This is a genomic window from Mobiluncus curtisii ATCC 43063 (assembly GCF_000196535.1).
Taxonomy (GTDB): domain Bacteria; phylum Actinomycetota; class Actinomycetes; order Actinomycetales; family Actinomycetaceae; genus Mobiluncus; species Mobiluncus curtisii.
This window is the reverse complement of the sequence record NC_014246.1, coordinates 524,909-548,555: the sequence shown is the minus strand read 5'-3', so window position 1 is coordinate 548,555 and position 23,647 is coordinate 524,909. Positions and strand designations below refer to the sequence as shown.

16 protein-coding genes, 1 tRNA gene and 3 rRNA genes are annotated in these 23,647 nt (G+C 53.8%); 16 read left to right on the top strand and 4 right to left on the bottom strand.

Features of this window, described 5'->3' with window-relative positions:
- Window positions 1–154 precede the first annotated feature (154 nt).
- The 5 genes from HMPREF0573_RS02330 (at window position 155) to HMPREF0573_RS02310 (ending at window position 7,719) form a co-directional block, all read left to right on the top strand.
- Window positions 155–1,694: ribosomal RNA gene (locus HMPREF0573_RS02330) — 16S ribosomal RNA — on the top strand.
- Between the two features lie 274 nt (window positions 1,695–1,968).
- Window positions 1,969–5,065: ribosomal RNA gene (locus HMPREF0573_RS02325) — 23S ribosomal RNA — on the top strand.
- 186 nt (window positions 5,066–5,251) lie between these two features.
- Window positions 5,252–5,368: ribosomal RNA gene (rrf, locus tag HMPREF0573_RS02320) — 5S ribosomal RNA — on the top strand.
- The 16S, 23S and 5S rRNA genes sit together here, the layout of an rRNA operon.
- A gap of 391 nt (window positions 5,369–5,759) precedes the next feature.
- On the top strand, window positions 5,760–6,719 hold the full coding sequence (locus tag HMPREF0573_RS02315) for a CAMP factor family pore-forming toxin (RefSeq protein WP_004008475.1): 960 nt from the start codon (window positions 5,760–5,762) through the stop codon (window positions 6,717–6,719).
- A gap of 154 nt (window positions 6,720–6,873) precedes the next feature.
- Window positions 6,874–7,719: a Sir2 family NAD-dependent protein deacetylase gene (locus tag HMPREF0573_RS02310; protein ID WP_004008474.1), complete on the top strand. Its 846-nt coding sequence runs from the start codon at window positions 6,874–6,876 to the stop codon at window positions 7,717–7,719.
- Between the two features lie 25 nt (window positions 7,720–7,744).
- Here HMPREF0573_RS02310 and HMPREF0573_RS02305 read toward each other — a convergent pair whose 3' ends face one another.
- Entirely contained in the window at window positions 7,745–8,482 is a 738-nt protein-coding gene (locus HMPREF0573_RS02305) for a glycerophosphoryl diester phosphodiesterase (RefSeq protein WP_004008473.1), read from the bottom strand.
- 22 nt (window positions 8,483–8,504) lie between these two features.
- Between HMPREF0573_RS02305 and amrS the strand changes: the two genes are divergently transcribed.
- Complete coding sequence (gene amrS, locus HMPREF0573_RS02300; protein WP_004008472.1) at window positions 8,505–9,557, top strand: AmmeMemoRadiSam system radical SAM enzyme; 1,053 nt, start codon at window positions 8,505–8,507, stop codon at window positions 9,555–9,557.
- Here the strand turns inward: amrS and rsmI are convergent.
- A complete protein-coding gene (rsmI, locus tag HMPREF0573_RS02295; protein WP_013188775.1) occupies window positions 9,554–10,420 on the bottom strand; it encodes a 16S rRNA (cytidine(1402)-2'-O)-methyltransferase in 867 nt (288 codons plus the stop codon). The genes amrS and rsmI overlap by 4 nt on opposite strands.
- Before the next feature lie 133 nt (window positions 10,421–10,553).
- Here rsmI and HMPREF0573_RS02290 point away from each other — a divergent pair, with 133 nt between their 5' ends.
- The 6 genes from HMPREF0573_RS02290 (at window position 10,554) to HMPREF0573_RS02265 (ending at window position 18,232) form a co-directional block, all read left to right on the top strand.
- A complete protein-coding gene (locus HMPREF0573_RS02290) occupies window positions 10,554–12,218 on the top strand; it encodes a dolichyl-phosphate-mannose--protein mannosyltransferase (protein ID WP_013188774.1) in 1,665 nt (554 codons plus the stop codon).
- Window positions 12,219–12,248: 30 nt separating this feature from the next.
- Window positions 12,249–14,066 (top strand): methionine--tRNA ligase, encoded by a 1,818-nt coding sequence (metG, locus tag HMPREF0573_RS02285; protein ID WP_041797889.1) that lies wholly within the window; start codon window positions 12,249–12,251, stop codon window positions 14,064–14,066.
- A 21-nt stretch (window positions 14,067–14,087) separates the two neighbouring features.
- On the top strand, window positions 14,088–15,059 hold the full coding sequence (locus HMPREF0573_RS02280) for a TatD family hydrolase (RefSeq protein WP_041797887.1): 972 nt from the start codon (window positions 14,088–14,090) through the stop codon (window positions 15,057–15,059).
- 129 nt (window positions 15,060–15,188) lie between these two features.
- Entirely contained in the window at window positions 15,189–16,361 is a 1,173-nt protein-coding gene (locus HMPREF0573_RS02275; RefSeq protein WP_004008467.1) for a resuscitation-promoting factor, read from the top strand.
- Window positions 16,362–16,370: 9 nt separating this feature from the next.
- The gene (rsmA, locus tag HMPREF0573_RS02270; RefSeq protein WP_013188771.1) at window positions 16,371–17,300 is read left to right on the top strand and encodes a 16S rRNA (adenine(1518)-N(6)/adenine(1519)-N(6))-dimethyltransferase RsmA; all 930 of its coding nucleotides are present in this window, start codon (window positions 16,371–16,373) and stop codon (window positions 17,298–17,300) included.
- Window positions 17,297–18,232: a 4-(cytidine 5'-diphospho)-2-C-methyl-D-erythritol kinase gene (locus HMPREF0573_RS02265; protein ID WP_013188770.1), complete on the top strand. Its 936-nt coding sequence runs from the start codon at window positions 17,297–17,299 to the stop codon at window positions 18,230–18,232. The genes rsmA and HMPREF0573_RS02265 overlap by 4 nt, the downstream gene beginning before the upstream one ends.
- A gap of 156 nt (window positions 18,233–18,388) precedes the next feature.
- Here HMPREF0573_RS02265 and HMPREF0573_RS02260 read toward each other — a convergent pair whose 3' ends face one another.
- Entirely contained in the window at window positions 18,389–18,910 is a 522-nt protein-coding gene (locus tag HMPREF0573_RS02260) for a MarR family winged helix-turn-helix transcriptional regulator (protein WP_013188769.1), read from the bottom strand.
- A 276-nt stretch (window positions 18,911–19,186) separates the two neighbouring features.
- Here HMPREF0573_RS02260 and HMPREF0573_RS02255 point away from each other — a divergent pair.
- The 3 genes from HMPREF0573_RS02255 to HMPREF0573_RS02245 all read left to right on the top strand — a co-directional run bounded on the left by HMPREF0573_RS02255 (window position 19,187) and on the right by HMPREF0573_RS02245 (window position 21,819).
- A tRNA-Gln gene (locus tag HMPREF0573_RS02255) sits at window positions 19,187–19,257 on the top strand.
- Between the two features lie 42 nt (window positions 19,258–19,299).
- Window positions 19,300–20,763, top strand: a complete 1,464-nt coding sequence (glmU, locus tag HMPREF0573_RS02250) for a bifunctional UDP-N-acetylglucosamine diphosphorylase/glucosamine-1-phosphate N-acetyltransferase GlmU (protein WP_013188768.1) — start codon at window positions 19,300–19,302, stop codon at window positions 20,761–20,763.
- Between the two features lie 84 nt (window positions 20,764–20,847).
- On the top strand, window positions 20,848–21,819 hold the full coding sequence (locus HMPREF0573_RS02245; RefSeq protein ID WP_004008462.1) for a ribose-phosphate diphosphokinase: 972 nt from the start codon (window positions 20,848–20,850) through the stop codon (window positions 21,817–21,819).
- Between the two features lie 29 nt (window positions 21,820–21,848).
- Here HMPREF0573_RS02245 and HMPREF0573_RS02240 read toward each other — a convergent pair whose 3' ends face one another.
- Window positions 21,849–22,598, bottom strand: coding sequence for an NADPH-dependent oxidoreductase (locus tag HMPREF0573_RS02240; protein WP_004008461.1), 750 nt, complete (start codon window positions 22,596–22,598; stop codon window positions 21,849–21,851).
- A 399-nt stretch (window positions 22,599–22,997) separates the two neighbouring features.
- On the opposite strand from HMPREF0573_RS02240, the gene HMPREF0573_RS02235 reads away from it, so the two are divergent.
- Window positions 22,998–23,624, top strand: a complete 627-nt coding sequence (locus tag HMPREF0573_RS02235; protein WP_013188766.1) for a 50S ribosomal protein L25/general stress protein Ctc — start codon at window positions 22,998–23,000, stop codon at window positions 23,622–23,624.
- Window positions 23,625–23,647: the final 23 nt, after the last annotated feature.

Sequence of the window (23,647 nt, the reverse complement as noted above, 5' to 3'; positions counted from 1 at the left end):
GATCTCGATAGCGTTTTGTTTTTTGTTTACGCGTTTTTTTGGTGTCCTTTTTTGGGGTGCTTTTGTTAGTGTTTTTGCGGTTTTCTGATTTGATGAGGACCGTGTTTGTCAGGTTTTTCTGGCTCTTTTTGGATGGACTGTTTTTGGTTTGTTTTTTTTGGAGAGTTTGATCCTGGCTCAGGACGAACGCTGGCGGCGTGCTTAACACATGCAAGTCGAACGATGAAGCCGCAGCTTGCTGTGGTGGATTAGTGGCGAACGGGCGAGTAACACGTGAGTAACCTGTCCTTTTCTTTGGGATAACGGCTGGAAACGGCTGCTAATACTGGATATTCAGGCGTCACCGCATGGTGGTGTTTGGAAAGGTTTTTTCTGGGATTGGGTGGGCTCGCGGCCTATCAGCTTGTTGGTGGGGTGATGGCTTACCAAGGCTTTGACGGGTAGCCGGCCTGAGAGGGTGGTCGGTCGCACTGGGACTGAGATACGGCCCAGACTCCTACGGGAGGCAGCAGTGGGGAATATTGCACAATGGACGAAAGTTTGATGCAGCGACGCCGCGTGGAGGGTGTAGGCCTTCGGGTTGTGAACTCCTTTTTCTCGCGAAAAAGGCACAGTTTTGGCTGTGTTGATGGTAGTGGGGGAAGAAGCGCCGGCTAACTACGTGCCAGCAGCCGCGGTAATACGTAGGGCGCGAGCGTTGTCCGGATTTATTGGGCGTAAAGAGCTCGTAGGTGGTTCGTCGCGTCTGTCGTGAAAGCCAGCAGCTTAACTGTTGGTCTGCGGTGGGTACGGGCGGGCTTGAGTGCGGTAGGGGTGACTGGAATTCCTGGTGTAGCGGTGGAATGCGCAGATATCAGGAGGAACACCGATGGCGAAGGCAGGTCACTGGGCCGTTACTGACACTGAGGAGCGAAAGCGTGGGGAGCGAACAGGATTAGATACCCTGGTAGTCCACGCTGTAAACGTTGGGAACTAGGTGTGGGGATGCTATCCTGTGTTTCTGCGCCGTAGCTAACGCATTAAGTTCCCCGCCTGGGGAGTACGGTCGCAAGGCTAAAACTCAAAGGAATTGACGGGGGCCCGCACAAGCGGCGGAGCATGCGGATTAATTCGATGCAACGCGAAGAACCTTACCAAGGCTTGACATACACTGCGATGGTTCCAGAGATGGGCCAGCCTTCGGGGTGGTGTACAGGTGGTGCATGGTTGTCGTCAGCTCGTGTCGTGAGATGTTGGGTTAAGTCCCGCAACGAGCGCAACCCTTGCCTCATGTTGCCAGCGGTTCGGCCGGGGACTCGTGAGGGACTGCCGGGGTTAACTCGGAGGAGGGTGGGGATGACGTCAAATCATCATGCCCCTTATGTCTTGGGCTTCACGCATGCTACAATGGCCAGTACAGAGGGTTGCGATACCGTGAGGTGGGGCTAATCTCTTAAAGCTGGTCTCGGTTCGGATTGGGGTCTGCAACTCGACCCCATGAAGTTGGAGTCGCTAGTAATCGCAGATCAGCATTGCTGCGGTGAATACGTTCTCGGGCCTTGTACACACCGCCCGTCACGTCACGAAAGTTGGTAACACCCGAAGCCCGTGGCTTAACTCTTTTTGAGGGAGAGCGGTCGAAGGTGGGATTGGCGATTGGGACGAAGTCGTAACAAGGTAGCCGTACCGGAAGGTGCGGCTGGATCACCTCCTTTCTAGGGAGCATTGCCAGTGTTGCGGATGTTTTGTCTGTGATGGTTTTTGTTTTCTGGTTTTGGGATGCGCGTGGGCATGGACATTTCCTGCTGTTTTGGTGGGGGCGCTGTCGGGTTTTGGGCTTATGGGCCTGGCTGGCTGCATTGGCATGGCTGTTTTGGTTATGTGGTGTGGTTTGGTTGGTTGGTTGTTATTTGTATAGTGGTGCGAGTATCTGTGATGCAAGTTTTTTTGTCTTGTTTTAGTTTGTTCTTCTGGTGAGACCGTGTTTGGTTTGTTGTTTTTTTGGGCGTTCGGTGGATGCCTTGGTACCAGGGGCCGATGAAAGGCGTGGTGGACTGCGATATGCCTCGGGGAGTCGTCGAGCGGGCTTTGATCCGAGGGTGCCTGAATGGGGAGACCCGGCAAGTTTTGTGGCTTGTCACCGTATTCTGAATTGATAGGGGTGCGGGGGGAACGTGGGGAAGTGAAACATCTTAGTACCTACAGGAGAAGATATTCCGTGAGTAGTGGCGAGCGAAAGCGGAGGATGGCTAAACCTAATGAGTGTGATAGCGTACGGGCGTTGCTTGTTGGGTGTTGTGGGGGCGTATGCTGCTTTCCGTATTGGAGCGGGGCCTTTGTGTTGTGTTTAGTTGAACTGTCTGGGATGGCAGGCCGGAGAGGGTGATAGCCCCGTAGATGTTTGGCATGGTGCTGGGTTGGTGCGTGTCCCCGAGTAGGGGCGGACTCGTGTAATCTGTCTTGAATCTGCAAAGACCTCTTTGTAAGCCTGAATACTTCCTGGTGACCGATAGTGGATAGTACCGTGAGGGAATGGTGAAAAGTACCCCGGGAGGGGAGTGAAATAGTACCTGAAATCGGGCGCTTACAATCCGTCAGAGCCTTGTGGGGTGATGGCGTGCCTATTGAAGAATGAGCCTGCGAGTTATGTTGTGTGGCGAGGTTAACCTGTGTGGGGTAGCCGTAGGGAAATTCCGAGTCTGAATAGGGCGTGGAGTCGCATGATGTAGACCCGAAGCGGGGTGATCTACGCTTGGCCAGGTTGAAGCACGTGTAGAAGCGTGTGGAGGACCGAACCCACCTGGGTTGAAAACCGGGGGGATGAGCTGAGTGTAGGGGTGAAAGGCTAATCAAACTCCGTGATAGCTGGTTCTCCCCGAAATGCATTTAGGTGCAGCGTTGCGTGTTTCTTGGTGGTGGTAGAGCTACTGGTTGACTAATGGGCCGTTTTGGTTACTGAGGTCTGCCAAACTCCGAATGCCGTTCAAGTTAAGCGTGGCAGTGAGACTGTGGGGGATAAGCTCCATTGTCAAAAGGGAAACAGCCCAGATCGTCGACTAAGGCCCCTAAGCGTGCGCTGAGTGGGAAAGGATGTGGAGTCGCGTAGACAACCAGGAGGTTGGCTTAGAAGCAGCCATCCTTGAAAGAGTGCGTAATAGCTCACTGGTCAAGTGGTTCCGCGCCGATAATGTAGCGGGGCTTAAGCGTACCGCCGAAGTCGCGGCATCAGCATTTTGCACGGCACATGGTATGTGTGTTAGTGGTGTTGTTGGGTAGGGGAGCGTCCTGCCAGAGTTGAAGTCCGGGAGTGATCTCGGGTGGATTTGGTGGGAGTGAGAATGCAGGCATGAGTAGCGAGTGGAAAGTGAGAATCTTTCCCGCTGGATGACTAAGGGTTCCAGGGCTAGGTTTGTCCGCCCTGGGTGAGTCGGGTCCTAAGGCGAGGCCGTCAGGCGTAGTCGATGGATAACCGGTTGATATTCCGGTACCGGCGAAGGACCGTCCATGACGAGGGGACATGTGCTAACCGATGCTGTTGGTCCTGTATGCTTTCGGGTGTGTGGGGTTTGATGGTCTTGGGGTCCCGTGTTTTAGTAGTCAAGCGTGTTAACAGGGGTGACGCAGAGAGGTAGCTGGCGCGTGTCTTATGGCTTGGCGCGTCTAAGAGTGTGGCCTGGTTCCTAGGTAAATCCGGGGGCTGTTTGGGTGAGACTTGATGGTGAGACCGTTTGGTTGAAGTTCAGTGATCCTGTACTGTCGAGAAAAGCCTCGACGCTAGGTTTTAGCCGCCCGTACCCTAAACCGACACTGGTAGTCAGGTAGAGAATACTAAAGCGGACGGGTTAATCATGGTTAAGGAACTCGGCAAAATGCCCCCGTAACTTTGGGAGAAGGGGGACCATCCTGGTGAAGCGTCTTTACGGTGTGGAGCTGGTGGTGGTTGCAATAGCAAGAGGGACGCGACTGTTTATCAAAAACACAGGTGCATGCTAAGCCGTGAGGCGCTGTATATGCACTGACGCCTGCCCGGTGCTGGAAGGTTAAGAGGAACTGTTAGCTTTGGCGAAGCGGTGAATTTAAGCCCCAGTAAACGGCGGTGGTAACTATAACCATCCTAAGGTAGCGAAATTCCTTGTCGGGTAAGTTCCGACCTGCACGAATGGCGTAACGACTTCCCTACTGTCTCGACCGTGAGCCCGGTGAAATTGCATTACGAGTAAAGATGCTCGTTTCGCGCAGCAGGACGGAAAGACCCCGGGACCTTTACTATAGCTTGGTATTGGTGCTCGCTTGCGATTGTGTAGGATAGGTGGGAGACTGTGAAGCTGGCACGCTAGTGTTGGTGGAGTCGTTGTTGAAATACCACTCTGTTGTAAGTGGGTTCCTAACTTTGACCCCTGATCGGGGTTAGGGACAGTGCCTGGTGGGTAGTTTAACTGGGGCGGTTGCCTCCTAAACGGTAACGGAGGCGCTCAAAGGTTCTCTCAGCCTGGTTGGCAATCAGGTGTTGAGTGTAAGTGCACAAGAGAGCTTGACTGTGAGACTGACAGGTCGAGCAGGTACGAAAGTAGGAACTAGTGATCCGGCCATGGCTTGAGGAAGCGTGGTCGCTCAACGGATAAAAGGTACCCCGGGGATAACAGGCTGATCTTGCCCAAGAGTCCATATCGACGGCATGGTTTGGCACCTCGATGTCGGCTCGTCGCATCCTGGGGCTGGAGTTGGTCCCAAGGGTTGGGCTGTTCGCCCATTAAAGCGGTACGCGAGCTGGGTTCAGAACGTCGTGAGACAGTTCGGTCCCTATCCGCTGCGTGCGTTGGAGTTTTGAGGAGGCCTGTCCCTAGTACGAGAGGACCGGGACGGACGAACCTCTGGTGTGCCAGTTGTTCTGCCAAGAGCATGGCTGGTTTGCTACGTTCGGGAGGGATAACCGCTGAAAGCATCTAAGCGGGAAGCCTGCTCCAAGACTAGGACTCCGTGACTTTTGTCGTGAGGCCCCCTGTAGACTACGGGGTTGATAGGCCGGGCGTGGAAGCACCGTGAGGTGTGGAGCTTACCGGTACTAATCGGCCGATAACAACAACATACACAGTCCCACCGATAACGTGGAACAAACAATGAAACGAGTAGAGCAGAAAGACTTTTGCGTTCAGGTATTCGCGACCACTATACAAATAAGAACCAACCAGCCCGGTACTAACAGTTATGTATCGCGGCTTGTGTTCATGGGTTTGCTAACTGAATATGGTTAGTGACTAGAGTCCACGATTGTGGCGGCGGTCATAGCAGCAGGGAAACGCCCGGTCCCATCCCGAACCCGGAAGCTAAGCCTGCCCGCGCCGATGGTACTGCACACGCCGGTGTGTGGGAGAGTAGGAAACCGCCGCACTAAAACTTGAAAAAACCGTTTCGCCCCCAAACATTTTGGGGGCGAAACCATTTAAACACCACACCAACCCACAAACCCGACCAACCTCACAATACACCTCTCGTAATACCAGCACATGTGAGTCGATTTAGTCGGCGGTTCATTTCTTACAGGAAAAATTCAGAGATTAAGCTGAAGACGAGAATGTCACACCGAGCAAACATGGGTGCAAATAGCAAGGTAGAGCCTTTTTGATAGTCTCATTCTTCGAACATAGACTCAGGTAATTTTCAGTTTACATCCAGAGTGTTTATAGTTAATGTGTCAAAGGTTGAAACAACTGATGCATGCAAGGTCGCTAAGCAGGTTGCAGAAACCACTATGTAACTTGATTTTGAAGGGAATCATTTTCATGAACAAGAAGTTTGTTACTCTGGCTGTAGCCGCTGCGATTGCTATCCCAGGTATGACGATTTTGCCGGCGTTGGCTGATGACGAAGTTCCTGCCAATGAAGTTTCAACCGTTGATGTGACCGAACCCGCTGCTGATGCTGTTGCCGCAGCTGCCCCGCAGAGCGACGAGGTTGAAGCAGCTGACCAAGCTGAGGATGCAGAGACCACTGAGCCAGCAGAGGAAGAGGCTGCCGAAAGCGCTGCCACAGAGGAGACCCCGGCTCCTGTTACCGCAGAACGTTCCACTGAGCTTACTCCTTCCGAGGCTCAGAGCGCTATTGACGATATTAACGCTGCCGTAGAGACCCTCAAGGAAATTCAGTCTGAGGAACCGAAGGCTGATTGGTCTAAAGAATTCGATAAGCTCTTCGCAACTGCTACGGAGCTGACCCAGTCCCTCGCCGTGGTCGCAGGAGGCTACCAGACCCTGGCAAACCCGGATTTGATTATGGCTCGTACCCACCTCATTGTTGAGATTGGTCTGACTGTTGATAAGTCCGCTAATAATCTGCGTTACAAGATTCAGAAAGCTCACGTAGAGCTCGGCTTCTCCGTGACTCGCGCTATTATGCGGGTGGCAAATATCGGTGCGACCGTGTACCAGCTGAACGACTCTATCAGCGACCTGCGCGCTACTTACGAGCGTGTCTCTACCTACCGTGACTTGAAGTCCACCGATACCGCAACCATCTACGTGAAGGACCTGTTGAACAAGGCTATCTGGAACACCCGCGTGGCTCGCGACAAAGAAATCTTGACCCACAAGAACTTCCGCACCTACCAAACTTTGAATAAAGAAATCACTAAGGCTGTGCGTGTTTGGTTCAAGGCTAAAGCCACCGTTGCAGAATGCGACGCGGCAATCGCTAAGCTGAATACTGCTTATGCAACTGCCTACTCCGCTCCGAGCGTTCGCTAATCTCTGATTACAATCCTTTCGCGGGAACCCTGCCGTACGGCAGGGTTCCCGCATTTAACCGTTGCAAATACTAATTTTCGTGTGCTTGTCGAGAAATGGAACGCCACTGATTACTTTCCAGTGCGGGCAGGAAAAACAGTCGTAGACTTAAACCATGGAAACTCTCGACGACGCCACGATGCAACAGCTAGAGACTCTGGCGGGATGGATGAGAGGGAAAAAGACCGTGCTGGTCACTGGGGCTGGCATGTCCACCGACACGGGAATTCCCGATTATCGCGGTAAAGGTAACACTGAGATACCCTCGGTTGAATATGACCAATTCGTCAGTGACCCGGTGTGGCAGCGTTGGGTCTGGGCACGTAATCACCAAACCTGGCAAACCATGTTGTCCCTTGATCCCGCTCCAGCGCATCTTGCGCAAGCAAGACTGGAACGTGCCGGGCTGCTGACCGGCATCGCGACTCAAAATGTTGATGGCTTGGATTTGAAAGCTGGGTGCCAAGAAGTCTATGAGATGCACGGTTCTTTTGTGCGAGTGGAATGCGTGGATTGTGGGGAAGTTACCGCTAGACAACCGCTGCACGAGCGACTCACCGAGGCCAATCCGGACTATCCTCTTGATTTGGACCCTGCCCACGTTGCTATTCTGGCAGTGGCAGACCGGAAAGCTGCCGAGTCCTGTACGTTCCAGACTGTGCCTTGTGAGCGATGCGGAGGGCTACTCAAACCAGCTGTCGTGTTTTTCGGACAGTTACTTCCTGCGGAGGTGATGTCCAGGGCTTATGCGGCAGCGGCAGCGGCAGACGTAGTGCTGGTGGTAGGTTCTTCGCTGGTGGTGGGGACAGCCTCGTACGTGATGCAGGCAGGACTAGCCAAAGGAGCCCCACTGGCAATCATCAATCGGGGTCGCACCATGTACGATCGCGCAGCGGATTTGCGTATCGAGGGTGGAGCTTCCCCGTGCTTGACTGCTTTGGCAGATTTGCTGGGAGCTTGACCTCGCAAAAAGTAACTCAGTGTGTTCAGTCTCCTAGAGACGCGCGCATTTCGTCAGCAATGTCCGTAAAAATTCCATCGACTCCCCAACTGGCGAGTTCTCGCGCACGGGTGGGGTCGTTGACGGTCCACACGTTTATCTGCAGTCCCGCATCTTGGAGACGTTTCGTAATTTCAATGGTTAGACCGGAGTCCTCGGGATGAATCGCGGTGGCGCCGACCTGTTCACAGCGGCTAACTGCGTCTTCCCACAGACATTCTTTGGTGAACAGGCACGCTAGTTGCAAGTCAGGACGTTGCTGATGAATCTGGTACAGAAATACGTGATTAAACGAGCTAATGAGCAGCTCCGTGGGGCTGACATCCTGGATTTCACGTAAAACTGTGTCAACCAAGCGGCGAGACATAGCGCCCCCAGCCTCGTTAGATTTCACTTCCAGATTGCATTTCATATGGCTTTCTTTCAGGAAGGTCAAAAGGTCAGTGAGGAGGGGAATCCTCTCATGGCGGTAACTGGTGCTGTCACCAAATTTTGCTCCCGCGGAAATCTGGTCGAGATCTGCAACTGTCAGGTCATATATTGAACCGCAGCGGTCGGTAGTGCGATCTAAGGTGGAATCGTGGAGGATGACAGCGGTGCCGTCCCCCAGAATGTCAACGTCAGTTTCTATCCATTCCACCCCGGCTTCGTGAGCCAGGCGGAATGCTGACAGGGTGTTTTCTGGTGCTTTTCGGTTTAGTCCGCGGTGCGCAAAAATTTTCATGGTTTCAGTCTAAGGTTGATTTATGGGAGATGTATCGAAAACTATCGGTGCACAATGTCGAGGGCGGGTCGCAAAGTGGTGGACCTGGCGCGAGGACGGCAGGATTCGCTGTGGCTTATGTCCACGCGCTTGCACGTTGCGAGAAGGGCAACGCGGCTTTTGCTATACCCGTTTGGCTCGAAATCGAGAAATGGTACTCGATACCTATGGGCGCTGTTCCGGTTTTGGGCTTGATCCCGTCGAGAAAAAACCGCTGTATCATTTCCTGCCCGGCACTCAAGTACTGTCTTTTGGAACCGCCGGATGCAATCTGAACTGTCGGTTTTGCCAAAATTGGGATATTTCCAAGGCTCGAGAAAATGACCGTTTAACCACCAGCGTTAGTCCGGGTGAAATCGCGGATTTAGCGCTGCGGTACAGGGCGAAATCAGTTGCTTTCACCTATAACGATCCCACGATTTTTGCGGAATATGCCATAGATACTGCGAGAGCCTGCCACGCTGAGAAGTTGCGGACGATAGCGGTGAGTGCTGGATACATTTGCGCCGAACCGCGACGGGAGATGTATGCCGTAATGGACGGAGCGAACCTCGATTTAAAGGGGTTTACAGAAGATTTCTATTGGCGCCTCACCGGTGCGCATTTGCGAGACGTGTTGGAAACTATTGCTTATGTTTGCAACGAAACCAAGTGCTGGGTGGAACTGACCACGTTGCTCATCCCCGGTCACAACGATTCTGACGGGGAAATTCGGAACCTCTCGAAGTGGATAGTCGAAAATGTTGGACCGGACGTTCCCCTGCATTTCTCGGCTTTTCATCCCGACTGGAAGATGCGGAATGTGCCCCGGACTCCAGCAACAACGTTGCAGCGGGCACGGGAAATCGCGTGCGGGGAGGGGGTTCGGTTTGTCTATACCGGCAACGTGCGCGACCGTGAGGGGGGAAGTACGTTTTGTCCCGGGTGCGGAGATCTGCTCATTGCGCGGGATTGGTTCGATGTGTCTCAAAACACAGTTGGAGAATCCGGGCAGTGCCCCCGTTGTGCGACCGTCATACCTGGAGTCTGGGCTTAGCCATTTTTCCCCTCAAGGTACGAGGAAAAAAGTTCATTCGCAGAGCCTCCGAACCAGGTCGCAATGAGCTTGGCGGCTGTTTTTGCCTTCACCCCATTCTGTACCAGCTGTTCCAGCTTATCGAGATGCAGGGTTGAATCCGCAGATTCGTTCCCGGCGGTTGCGCCTTGGACGACGATAACGATTTCACCTAAAACCTCAAGTCGGGAACATAACTCGGAATGCACAGATTCTAGGGTGCCTCGGATAAATTCTTCGTGTGTTTTCGTCAGTTCTCGCGCTACCACAGCCGGTCGATTGGCGCCGAAAACCTGGACCATAGCGTCCAGTGTCTCAACGGTTCGGCGTGGCGACTCTAAGAAAATCAGGGACTCGTTACGAGCGGAGAGAGATTGTAACGTATGGTATAAAGCGGCGAACTTACGTGGTAAAAAACCCACAAAAGTAAAGGAATCTGTAGGCAAACCCGACCCTACTAAAGCGAGTAGCGGTGCAGATGGTCCGGGGAGAACCGTAAACGGTATTCCGGCGTTCCCGGCAGCGTGACCCAGCCGAAATCCGGGATCTGAAATTCCCGGCATTCCCGCATCTGAGACTTGCAGGACTTGCTTGCCGTCGCGGGCTAAGTTCAATAATTCCGAAGTCATTGTGGCTTCGTTATGTTCGTGATAAGCCAGCAGTCGGGCAGACATTTCAACCCGCAAGCGGTGAGCCAAATCTCGGGTTCGGCGGGTATCTTCGCAAGCCACGACCTCAGCGTCGCGAAGTGCCTCGCGTAAACGTGGTGAGCTGTCCCCGACATTTCCAATCGGAGTCCCTGCCAAAACCAGGTTCACTTCCTCAAACACCGGGGGATAATCCATGCTCACGGTTCTATTCTTCCATTAAACTGGGGTTGTGAATATCCCACCTCGACCTGCCACCCCGGATTACAGAAACACTTCCGCGTCCAGCCGGGTTTTGCCGCCACGTCCGAGGAGGAACCGACTGACCTATGTGGGAAACGCTTTCCAAACCCGACCCGAGCGTGGGGATCGAGAATATCTCTGGGGTTGGTTGGGACCTCTGGTGGTATCCATTCTGGTGTTTTTGACTCGGGTGGTGCGCCTAGATGCCATCAAAACTTTGGTTTTTGACGAGACGTACTATGTCAAAGATGCTTATGGATTGATTAAACGCGGCTACGAAGTGCAATGGCCCAAAGACTATGATTCCACTTTCCTCACCGGAAGCTTCAAAACTCCGCTAGAAGGTGCTTTCGTGGTGCATCCCACCGTGGGAAAATGGTTGATTGGGTTGGGAATTAAGCTGTTTGGCAATCAACCGTTCGGGTGGCGTATCGCGGTCTGTATAGCGGGAGCGGTAGCGGTCTACCTGGTGGGCCGCATCGTGTGGGAGCTGTTTGGCAACGCGAGGATGGCCACTCTTGCCTCGGTTCTGATGGGGTTGGACGGGGTGCAAATCACTCTGTCACGCACCGCCATCCTGGACATTATCCTGGAAATGTTTATCCTTCTGGGGGTGCTGTGCGTCGTTCGCGATCAACTCAGTTATCGTCCTCGGCTCATAGCCGCCCTTGCCAGTGTCGATGCGACCCGGCGTACTGAACAGCTGCGGCAACGATTTCGTCGTGCAAAAAATGCGACCGCGGCGAATTCACGAGGTAGCTCACGCCCGTCTACCGGTTCCGGCAGCACCTCGGTTTTTTCCAATTTTTCTCTCGCGTGGGGACCGAGCTGTTGGTGGCGTCCTTGGCTGTTTGCGGCAGGCATCGCGTTTGGTTTGGCGATGAGCGTGAAATGGTCGGGTCTCTATGTCCTAGCAGTCTTTGGGATTTTTGTATTTTTGCGGGAATTATCCGCCCGGTGGAGTACCGAGCCAAGGTGGATTGGATCGTCTGTCTTAACTGGAGGAATTCCCGCCTTTGTAAACCTGGTACCGATTGCTTTCCTCACTTACGTGGCTTCTTGGATTGGCTGGTTCACTCATTCGCAAGCGTGGGGGCACACCAATCGCGGTTTGGTTGCGGATTGGCTCGATTATCATCGCCAAATTTTCGTTTTCCATACCAATCTGGATGCTACCCACCCCTACATGGCTAATCCGTGGGGTTGGCTTTTGCAGTTGCGTCCGACTTCGTTTTATTACCAAGAAGTACCGGGAGATTGTGGATCGAGCAGATGCATTGCGGCGGTCAATTCTTTGGGCAACCCGATTCTGTGGTGGGTCGGTTTTGTGGCGTTCTTCCTGATTATCATCGCGGCTTTTGGATTCCTCGACTGGCGCGCGGGACTGATTTTTACTGGATATATGGCCACTTGGTTGCCTTGGTTGGTGTATTCAAATCGCACCATATTTACTTTTTACACGGTGGTTATCTCTCCCTTCATGATTATGGCAGTGATATACCTGTTGGGCTTGCTGATGGGGGCTTGGAGAATCACCAAAGACAAAAACTGGACCGGACGATACAATCTGGTGCCGGCTCTGAGCCAGGTTTCACGAGGTGAATTCATCACTGCCCTGATGATTTTGGTGTTCATTTTCTCAGCAGCGGTGTTCTTCTTCCCCATCTGGACGGGGATGCCCATGCCCGAAGATCACTACGGATGGCGGATGTGGCTGAATAATCCCAACACGAAGTGGGCGTATTGGATTTAGGGAACTTACCGGCGGCGTTAGGATAGTGTCATGACACATATACTTTCTGCCGTCGCTTGGCCCTACGCTAATGGCCCGCGTCACATTGGACATGTTGCTGGTTTTGGAATTCCCTCGGATGTTTTTTCCCGCTATATGCGGATGCGGGGGCATGACGTGCTGATGGTGTCCGGCACGGATGAGCACGGCACGCCAATTCTGGTTGCTGCCGAGGCTGCCGGACTGACTCCGCGAGAATTGGCGAACCGAAACAATCGGGCGATCGTGGAGGATTTGTGCCAGCTGGGTTTGTCTTATGATTTGTTTACTCGTACCACTACGGGCAATCACTATGACACTGTTCGTGCCATGTTCAAAGTGGTGCGGGATAACGGTTATATGAAGGTGCAGACCACTCGTGGTGCGATTTCGCCTTCCACCGGACGAACCCTTCCCGACCGCTACATAGAAGGGACTTGTCCCATCTGTGGGGCAGAAGGAGCCCGAGGGGATCAATGTGATGCCTGTGGCAACCAGCTCGACCCCACCGACCTGATTCGTCCGCGCTCCAAGATTAATGGTGAGACTCCAGAATTCGTGGAAACTGACCACTACTTTTTAGATTTACCGGCTCTCGCCCGCGCCTTGAACGAGTGGCTCGACGACCGTGAAAAGAACGGCAATTGGCGACCTAATGTCATCAAGTTCTCCAAGAACTTCCTAAAGGACATTAAGCCGCGAGCCATGACCCGTGACATTGACTGGGGCATCCCTATTCCCGGATGGGAGGATCAGCCCAAGCGACTCTATGTCTGGTTTGATGCGGTAATTGGCTATCTCTCAGCTTCTATCGAGTGGGCGCGCCGGTTTGGCCAGTCCCCAGAGGGTTGGCGTCAGTGGTGGAATAACCCCGAATCCCTGTCTTATTACTTTATGGGCAAAGACAACATTGTGTTTCACTCCCAGATTTGGCCTGCCGAAATGCTGGGCTACAACGGACGTGGAGACTTCGGCGGGAAACCTGGCGATTTGGGTGTCCTAAACTTGCCTACCGAGGTCGTTTCCTCAGAGTTTTTGACCATGGAAGGCAAGAAGTTTGCCTCCTCGCGTGGAATTGTGATTTATGTGCGTGACATGCTGTCTCGCTACCAAGTCGATGCGTTGCGGTATTTTATCTCCGCGGCGGGACCAGAGAATCAGGATTCTGATTTTACCTGGAGCGAGTTTGTGCGCCGTACGAACTCTGAGTTGGTGGCTGCCTGGGGCAACTTGGTCAACCGCACCGCTTCCATGATCGCCAAGAAATTTGGAGAAATTCCCCCAGCTGGAGATTTCACGGCTGAGGATCAGGCGCTTTTGGATGCTGTCAATGCTGGATTTGAAACTGTGGGTGACCTCATCGAAAGCCATCATCAAAAGGCTGCACTAGCTGAGATTATGCGCCTGGTGGGGGAGGCTAATCGCTACGTCACCACCACGGAGCCCTTCAAGCTGAAAGACGAGTCACAGCGCGACCGGCTGGGAACGATTTTGCATGTCCTGGCTCAGGTGGTGACAGATTTGAACCTGATGATGTCGCCATTCTTGCCGACCTCAGCAAACGCTATCGACAAGGTCCTGGGTGGGGCTGGGGACGTGGCTCCTCTTCCCCGTATTGAAGAAGTCGTCGATTTAGACGTGAAGAATGAGGACGGGAGCGACCGCACTTACCCGATTATTACCGGAGACTACCGCAACGCCCCAACGTGGGAAAGGCATCCGGTACGGGTGGGGCAAGCCGTGGCAAAACCAGCTCCAGTATTCCAGAAGCTAGATGAGTCTGTTGTCGCGGAGGAACACGAACGTTACGCTAATTTGCTGCAAAAGTAACCCACGTTCTGAGGACTCAAGGTGAGTAAGCGCAAGTCAAAGCCGAAAGTGTGGCCACCCGTGCCGGTGAGCGGAGAGCCTTTTGAAGGCGGAGCGCAGGTCTTTGGTACCGGCAGATTGTTTGACAATCACACGCATCTGCCTCTGTTGCCGGGGGACTACGTTAGCGATTCCACGGGAGTGCGACTGAGTGCTGAAGAACAAATGGAACGGGCGGGACAAGCCGGGGTTCAGCGTGTGGTTGTCTCTCTGTGCAGCCTTCCAGAAGTCCAGGTGCTGTCAACCGACCGGGAACGGTTAGCCGGTTCCGCTTTTGAAATGGTGCGTTTTGCGGTGGCGATTCACCCCAACGATGCTCCGCGCCATCTGGGGATTCTGGATACCGCACCGGATAACATGGTGCAGACGCGGGAAGTCTGGCAGGAAACCCCTCTCGATGACGCCTTGGCGACAGTAGAGCAAACCGCCCGGGAATTTCCAGAGACGGTGGTCGCTATTGGGGAAACCGGATTGGATTATTTCCGCACTGCCGAAGCCGGTAAGGACGCGCAAAAGCAAGCATTTGCGGCGCATATCGAGTTGGCCAAGGCATTGGATTTACCCCTGCAGATTCACGACCGTAACGCCCATCAGGATTGTGTAGAAATGTTACAGCGCTGCGGAGCTCCGCAAAAGACAGTTTTTCACTGCTTTTCCGGGGACGAGGAATTGGCAGAAATTCTGGCAGAAAATGGGTGGTATGCGTCTTTTGCGGGAAACGTGACCTACCCCGCTAATCGGGATATTCAAGCTGGTGCCCTGGCAATGCCAGCGCATCTGCGCCTCATTGAAACTGATGCTCCGTATCTGACGCCCCAGCCTTATCGGGGTCGACCCAACGCCTCCTATCTGATTGGGCATACCGCGGACTTTTTGGCGGAGTTGACCCAGGTAACGAGCGAAGAGCTGCGCGAACAAACTTTTCGCAACGCCACCGAGGTTTACGGGTTCTAGGATTCATTCAAGTCAGTACCAGGATGTTAGAAAAGTTAAAATTGTTAAAGCAGTGGCTTTTGTTAACTGAAGGTGTACAATAGGTAACGAACTAGACAAAAATATAACGATTCGATAACATTTTTGTTGATGGAAGAGAACACTGCAAATATGAGCGTATCCCCCAAACGAGCCCCACGTCATCTGGAGATTAAACCGGCTCGAGGTCCACGAAAAATCTTTATACCCCTGGTGGGCGCGTTGGCAGCTACCCTAGTGCTGGGAACCGGTATCGGTACCGCATTTGCTATGGCGCATAAGACCGCAACCGTGGTCGCAGACGGCAAGGTCCAGGAATTCGGTGGCTGGGGTACGACGGTATCAGATTTGTTGGCTGAAAACGGTGTGAGCTTTAGTGCTAAAGATTCCGTAATTCCTGCCCCCGAGACCCCCGTCAAGAACGGGATGAAAATTACTATCGAAAGTTCGCGTGGCTTAACTGTCATGGTCAACGGCACCAGGAAAGATGTCGACACCACGGAAGACTCCGCTAGTGCGGCGATTAAGTCTCTCTGGGACGGTCAAGCGGTGCAATTCGTGGGCACCAGCGGCAAAGATTTGCATGGTCTACCCCTGGCACTCTTTGCTCCGGGTGAGAATTATCAGTTGGTTCACGATGGGGTCACCGCACAGATGAAAGCTGCGAAATCTGACTTCGCGCCCGAGGACATCCTGGATCGCAACAAAGTGAAGCTGACCGGCTTGGACACCGTCCAAGTGCTGTTTAACCCCGGTGTGGCGCCTATCGTGCAGGTGCAGCGCATCACGGAAGAAAACGTCACGGTGAGCGAGCCGATTCAGTTCGAAACCGAAACTATCAAGGATGATTCGAAGTTTGCTGATGAAAAGGTCGTGACGCAAAAGGGCACGACCGGGGAAAAAGAAATCACCAAGAAAGTGCGCAGCATTGACGGTGTGGTTTCGTCCGAAGAAGTCTTGAGCGAAAATGTCGTGACTCAACCGGTCAACGAAAAGGTTACGGTCGGGACAAAGAAACGTCCTGCCTCGCAACCTATTGCCGCGACCGGTGACGTGTGGAGCAAACTGGCATTTTGTGAGGCCGGGGGGCGCCCCGATACGAACACAGGCAATGGGTTCTACGGAATGTACCAGTTCACACTGCCGACTTGGCGGGCGGTAGGAGGTTCCGGTCTGCCGTCGGAGGCTTCGGCAGAAGAACAGACCCACCGGGCTCAAATTCTGCAAGCTCGTTCAGGTTGGGGACAGTGGCCGGCGTGCTCCCGGAAGCTCGGTCTGCGCTAAAATTCGGACGTGTTTTTGTTAGGTGCTCGCGATGTCTCAGAGCTCTGTGCGCTCTTAGAGGTATCTCCGAGTAAGAAAAAAGGTCAAAATTTCGTCACCGATCCGGGGACTGTGCGACGTATTGCGGCTGCAGCAGGGATTTCCCCCGGCGACACGGTTGTGGAAATTGGTCCGGGACTGGGGTCTTTGACTCTGGCGTTGTTGGAACTAGGCTGCAAAGTCATCGCTATTGAGATTGACCAGCGGTTGGCTGCTGCCCTCCCGGTGACGGTCGCTCAACATGGTGCGAACAGCGCGGACTTGTGCGTCATGACCCAAGATGCTCTGGAGATTGCTGGTGAATCAGACCTAGAACTCCCCGCGGGATGGGCAGCGCCACACCGGTTGGTAGCGAACCTGCCCTACAATGTCGCCACCCCCTTGTTGCTGCATTTCTTGGAAGTACTGCCAGGTCTGGAGAGCGCTCTGGTTATGGTGCAAGCCGAAGTGGCGGATCGCTGGGTGGCTGGAGTCGCTGACGGCGATTACGGGGCTCCCAGCGTCAAACTGGCGTGGTGGGGCAGAGCGAAGCGTGCTTTTAAAGTGGGGCGGAATGTGTTTTATCCTGTCCCGAATGTGGATTCAACCGTGGTGGAGTTTCGGCGTTTAGAGGTGCGTCAACGACTCAAGGACGACCTGAAACCGAGCGCAGAAGGCTTGACGGATGAGGCAATCGAAACGTTGCGGCAGGAAGTGTTCGCGGCTGTGAATGCGGCATTTTCGCAGCGCCGCAAGACGTTACGGCAGTCCTTGGCTGGGTATGCCGGTTCCCCCAACGCGGCTGCCAATTTGCTGGAAGCGGCTGGAATCACACCGGGATTGCGGGCTGAACGTCTCAGTGTCATCGACTTCACGAAAATCGCAGCTGCAAAACTTTATGGAACGAATGATACAAAATGAGTGGCGTGAGGATTCTCGAGAATGAACCGGGACGGCGCCTCAAAGTGTTTGCACCCGGAAAAGTGAACCTGTTGCTTCAGGTGGGGCAGCGTCCTGCTGGGCAGCCACGACACGAGCTACTGACGGTATTCCAGTGCCTGGATCTGGGAGAATATCTGACGGTAGAACCCCGTGATGCAGGCGAAACAGATATGGTTCATACTGTGCTGGCTCCCGGATTGACTGGACCAAAGAACCTGGACGGACCGGAAAACCTCGCTCTCAAAGCGGTTCGGACCTTGCGTGAAACTGGTGCCACAGTGCCCTTCACCAGCATAAAGATTGAGAAAAATATTCCGGTGGCAGGTGGTATGGCAGGAGGGTCAGCCGATGCCGCCGGGGTGTTATATGCTGTGAACCAGCTTTACGAACTGGGATTCACCAGCAGCGATCTGCAGTCTCTGGGGGCGAAACTGGGCGCGGACGTGCCTTACGGTCTAACCGGGGGAAACGCTTTGGGGCTTGGGTTCGGAGACAGAATGCAGAGTTTACCGGTCGGTACAAAATGCTACTGGGTCCTGGCGGTTTCTCCTCGTGGTCTGTCCACGCCGGAAGTTTTTAAAGCTTTCGACAGGATGGTTTCGCATCCGCAGCCCCTACCTTCCGCACTTTCGCCCGACTTCCTAGCAGCTCTGGATGGGAATCCCGCTGAACTGGCTGGATACCTTCACAACGATTTGCAGACCGCAGCCCTAAGCATTTTCCCCGAGCTATCCCAAATTATCGTCGCGGCAGAGCAGGCGGGGGCTTTGAAAGCTCTCGTTTCCGGCTCCGGTCCGACCGTTGCCGCTTTGTGCCCAGATGCGTCCTCCCAAAAAATAGTGGCGGCGAGGCTGGAGGCGCATCCTTTGGTAGCGTGTGTGTTCAGCGCCACCGGACCGGTATGCAGCTGATTGGGAAAGTGCCCTGACCAGACCAGCTTCGGCAGCAGCCCGCATTGAGAGTTGGGGTAGATGAATAAAGTGCGAGATGGCTGTTCAGATACTCAAGCCGTGGACTGTCTGGGGACTGAACGCGAAAGTTGCGGAAAACGCATCTCTCCGGTTTTCTCACCGCGACTGGGCATCGAAGGGGAGGAGCACGGCTCGCAACAGGCGCGCTAATTCGTTAACGTCCGCTTCGGAAAGATCCCCCAGCCAGTCACGTTCCGTAGCCATAAGTTTGGTAATCGCGGCATCGGCGTGTTTCTTGCCCTCTTCGGTGAGTTCCACCAGGATGGCGCGACGGTCCTCCGGATGGGCGCAGCGACGTACCAGTCCGCGTTCTTCCAAACGGTCGATGCGGTTCGTCATCGTCCCGGAGGATACCAGCGATTGCTGCATGAGCACTCCCGGTGTCAGAGAAAAAGGCTCTCCTGCCCGGCGCAGAGCGGAAAGCACATCGAAAGCCCAAGGCTCCAGGTCTACTGAAGAAAACGCCTCGCGGCGCGCCTGGTCGAGGTGGCGAGCGAGACGTGACACGCGGGAAAACACTGAAAGTGGAGTTAAATCAGCATGGGGAAGCAGGGCACGCCAAGCCTTAAGGATGCCGTCGACTTCGTCACCATCAGGTAAAGCGGAAGGGGGAACCATACTACCGTCCTATTGCCGGAAAAAATTTCTTTAATAATACTCGAGGTCGAGAATCTTTGTCGCGGAGAAATCTTTGTATCCTGGGTCTATGTTCCCCGGCACCCATGGGAAACCTCTCAAAATCCGGGCGCTCAGAACAAAATAATTCTGCCAATTCGGTCAGTACCCGCGATACCGGCAAGATATGGGAGAGCTAATTAGCAGTCTCAACTTTCTAAAAAAGTTGAAAAATGGCAAAATGGACAGGCGCTGTCTTGATTGTAGTCAGCGGCGCATTCCGCCCTGGTGTAATGGCAGCACAGAGGTTTTTGGTACCTTTAGTCTGGGTTCGAATCCTGGGGGCGGAACTTTTTGCTTTTTAGGGTCGGGCAAGGCGCTAGGATAGGAACATGACCAACGTCACCACCATCGTAATCTTGGCGGCAGGCCAAGGCACTCGTATGAAGTCTAAGAAAGCCAAGGTCTTGCACTCTTTCGCAGGGCGCACCCTGCTTTCTCACGCTATCCACACCGCTATGGAAATTGAACCGGAACGCATCGTGGTAGTGGTTCGTCACCAGGCTGATGCCGTCGCTGCCGAAGCTCTGGCGGTCAATCCTGACATCGTGATTGCGCACCAAGATGATGTGCCCGGCACCGGTCGAGCCGTGTGGTGTGCTTTGCAGAAGCTCGAGGAACTGGGAGTCGCGACAGGCACTTTGGTGGTGACTTCCGCTGATGTGCCGTTGCTTGATTCCTCCACGATTCTGTCTCTCGCAGAGACTCGTGAAGAGGAGGGCGCGGCGTTGTGCTTGCTGACCACCGAGATAGCCAACCCCTTTGGCTACGGGCGAATTCAGCGGGTGGCAGGGCACGTCGCCGGTATCGTCGAGGAACGCGATGCAACCTATGCGCAGAAGCAAATCAAAGAGGTGAACGCGGGGATTTACGCTTTTGGGGCGGAATTCTTAAACCGCTGCCTCCCGACCCTGTCGACAAACAACGACCAAGGGGAAATCTATTTGACCGACACGATTAAGGCTGCCCGGCAGGAAGGACTGAAAGTGTCTTCGGTGCTGTTGGCGGACACGGCACAAGCGGAAGGCTGTAACGATAGAGCGCAGCTGGCTGAGCTGCGAGCCGAATACAATCGCCGCCGGACTCGGTACTGGATGCTCCAGGGTGTCACCATCATCGACCCGACTACGACATGGATTGATGCTGACGTGACCATTGGTCAGGACACCACGATTTATCCCAATACGCAGCTGCGCCGTCACACCACCATTGGTGAGGATTGCCGTATTGGACCGGACTCGACCCTTATTGATATGAAAGTGGGGGACGACGCGGAAGTCTTTCGAGTTCACGGTCTGTCCTCTGAAATCGGAGCGCATTCATATATCGGACCTTTTACCTACTTGCGTCCGGGAACCATTCTGTCGGAGAGCACGAAGGTCGGAGGCTTTTGCGAAACCAAAAACATCCAGGTCGGGCGGGGTACCAAGATCCCGCACCTGTCTTATGTGGGGGATGCCACCATCGGGGAAGGCACTAACATCGGCGCCGCTACAATCTTTGCTAACTACGATGGGGTGCACAAACATCACTCGAATGTTGGTTCGCACTGCCGGACCGGCGCTAATAACGTGTTCATTGCCCCGGTCAATATCGGTGACGGCGTTTATACCGGTGGGGGAACTATCGTCCGTCAAGACATCCCGGAGGGGAATTTGGCAGTCAATGATTTCCACATGCGCCAAATTCCTGGTTGGGTCGCCGAACATCGACCCGAAACTATCGCCGCCATCGAAGCCATGCGGGCTGAACAAGCCAAAGAAAACTCCCCGGATAAAACCGCGGGTGATAATTAGTCCCCGTACACTGCAGGGACGGTAATACCTGCGAAAAAACCCTTGCAACAACAGAAAAAACTCCAATAAAAGAAGGAAACACGAATGGCAGAGTTGTTTGATACCCCACGTAAGCGTTTGGTGATTGTGACCGGACGATCGCATCCCGAACTGGCTGAACAGGTCGCTAAAGAACTTGACGTGGAGGTGCTGCCGACTACGATTTACGACTTTGCCTCGGGAGAAATCTATGTGCGGTACAACGAGTCAGTGCGCGGCTGCGACGTGTTCTGCATCCAGTCAATTTCTGGCAATGTCTCCAAGTGGTTGATGGAACATTTCATCATGATTGACGCCCTGAAGCGTGCCAGCGCTAAACGCATTACCGTGGTTGCCCCGCTGTATCCCTACGCACGTCAAGATAAGAAGCACCAAGGTCGAGAGCCGATTTCGGCGCGTCTGATTTCGGATTTGTACAAGACAGCTGGGGCCTCTCGCTTAATGAGTATTGATATGCACGCCTCGCAGGAACAGGGCTTCTTTACCGGTCCGGTGGATCACCTCCAGGCGATGCCAGTGTTGATTGATTACGTCCGCACCCGCGTGGATTTGAATAACGTGACCGTGGTGTCTCCGGATGCCGGTCGAATTCGCGTGGCTGAAAAGTGGGCTAATCGCTTGGGTGGATACCCTCTGGCTTTTGTGCACAAGACTCGCGATACCTCTCGTCCCAATGTGGCGGTAGCTAATCGTGTGGTGGGCGACGTTGCCGGGCGGACCTGCGTGCTGGTAGACGACTTAATTGATACCGGTGGCACAATTGCCGAAGCCGTGGGGGTCTTGAAGCACGCCGGAGCAAAGGACGTGCTGGTAGCGGCGACGCACGCGGTGTTTTCTGACCCCGCAGCAAAGCGTCTGAGCGAATGCGGCGCCCGTGAAGTTATCGTTACGGATACGGTACCGATTCCTCCGGACAAGTGCTTCCCGCAACTCAAGGTCTTGCCGATTGCACCATTGTTAGCCAGGGCAATTCGTCAGGTCTTTGAAGAAGGCTCTGTAACTGCCCTGTTTGAGTAAATCCGGTGTGAGTCCCCTAGAGCTTTACTCTAGGGGTGCATCAGGAATCCCTGAGATTCAATGTCATCCAGGATGGAGGCACGACGATTGCGAACCTTGCCTAAGTTCTGGAAGATTTGATTCGTAAACTTGTCCTCGCGCTTGCCCTTATTGCGCAGGTCATAGTATTCGCGCATCTGTGCGTCGTAATCTTTGAGGGCTTCCAGGTAGGAATCTGGACGCACGTAGGTGTCGGTCATGACTCGGAATTCTTTGGGCATCCGCGGTTTCCGCTGTGGGTTTTCGCCAGGGTATCCCAACGTCAGTCCCAGTACCGGGAAAGTGTAGAGGGGCAGACCGATAGCCTCGATGACCCCTTTAGGCTCGTTCAAAATATTGCCTAAAATGTTGGCTCCCAGCCCCAAAGACTCGGCGGCTACCACCACGTTTTGAACCATCAGGACCGCATCGGTGAATCCTTCTTGGAACGTATCTATTGTGGCAGCTGATTGGGGGTACAAGCCCATCTCTTGCAGGATAGCTGCAGCCCTGGCTAAGTCCACGATGAACAGCAAATACTCCGGGGCGCGAGCGACATATTCTTGACCACCGATTTCAGCCAGTTTTTCACGCTTTGCTTGATCCTTGACGCGGATAATCGACGCACTTTGTATCCCGCGTGACGTGGGGGTGTGCATGGCAACGTCCATGAGGGTTTGGAAAATATCCTCAGGAATAGGATCCGATTTAAACTCGCGGATGGTGCGATGCTCTAGCTGGACATCGATGGTTTCGTTCATGGAATCATTGTTTCACATTTTATCTTTAGGTATACCCAAATATTGATTCTGATCAGATTTACACCCGGACAGCGAGAGACACAGGAGGTTAAAGTTTCTGCAAATTAGTAAAATTACGGGGTTTTCGCTATTATTATCAGGTTGCCTCGGCGAGGGGGAGCGCGGCGGTCATTCCGTGGCGCGAACCGTTATCGACGCGGCCCGGTAACTTTTGCTGGATGCCCTTCGCCCGCTTTTGCTTTCGAGCAAGGCGGGTTTTTCTGTCTGGTGACAGGAAACGGATTCGTCTGTCGACCTGTAAGGGGAGGGACGAAACTTCGGAAAAGAGAGCCCGCAACAGGAATCCGTGGTCCTCCGGGGAAAACACAAACTGAGTACAATTTTGGAGGATACAAAACCATGGCTGATAACCCCACTTTGCAAGTTGAACCGCGCACTGATTTTGGCAAGGGCTTTGCTCGTCGCGCACGAGTTGCCGACAAGATTCCGGCAGTGCTTTACGGTCACGGCACGGATCCGGTGCACTTGTTGCTGCCCTACCACGATACTTTCCTGTTGGTGAAGGATAACCCGAACGCTGTTATTTCCCTGAAGGGACTCAAAGATCCGGCGATGGTCCTGGTTAAGGACATTCAGCGTCACCCTGTAAAGCGCCAGATTATGCACATGGACCTGCTGCTGGTGAAGGCTGACGAAAAGGTGGACGTGGAAGTACCTATCGAAATCATTGGTGAGCCCATGTCTGGTTTGGTAGCCAACCAGGACCTGCTGAATATGGAAATTTTTGCCCCGGTTATTGATATTCCGGAAAAGATTGAAGTTAACGTGGATGGTCTGGAAGACGGCGTGGTGCTGAGCGTAGCCGACATTAAGCTGCCTGCGGGCGTAGAAGCCAAGACCGATCCGGAAGCGATTGTTTTGAGCGTCGCCGCTCCGCAGGAAGCTGATATTCCTGAAGCCCCGGCGGCAGAAGATGAAACTGCGGAGGCTCCGGTTGCGGATGCTTCCGCAGAAGCTGCTGAATAATAGCGGTTTCCGGACACTGATTT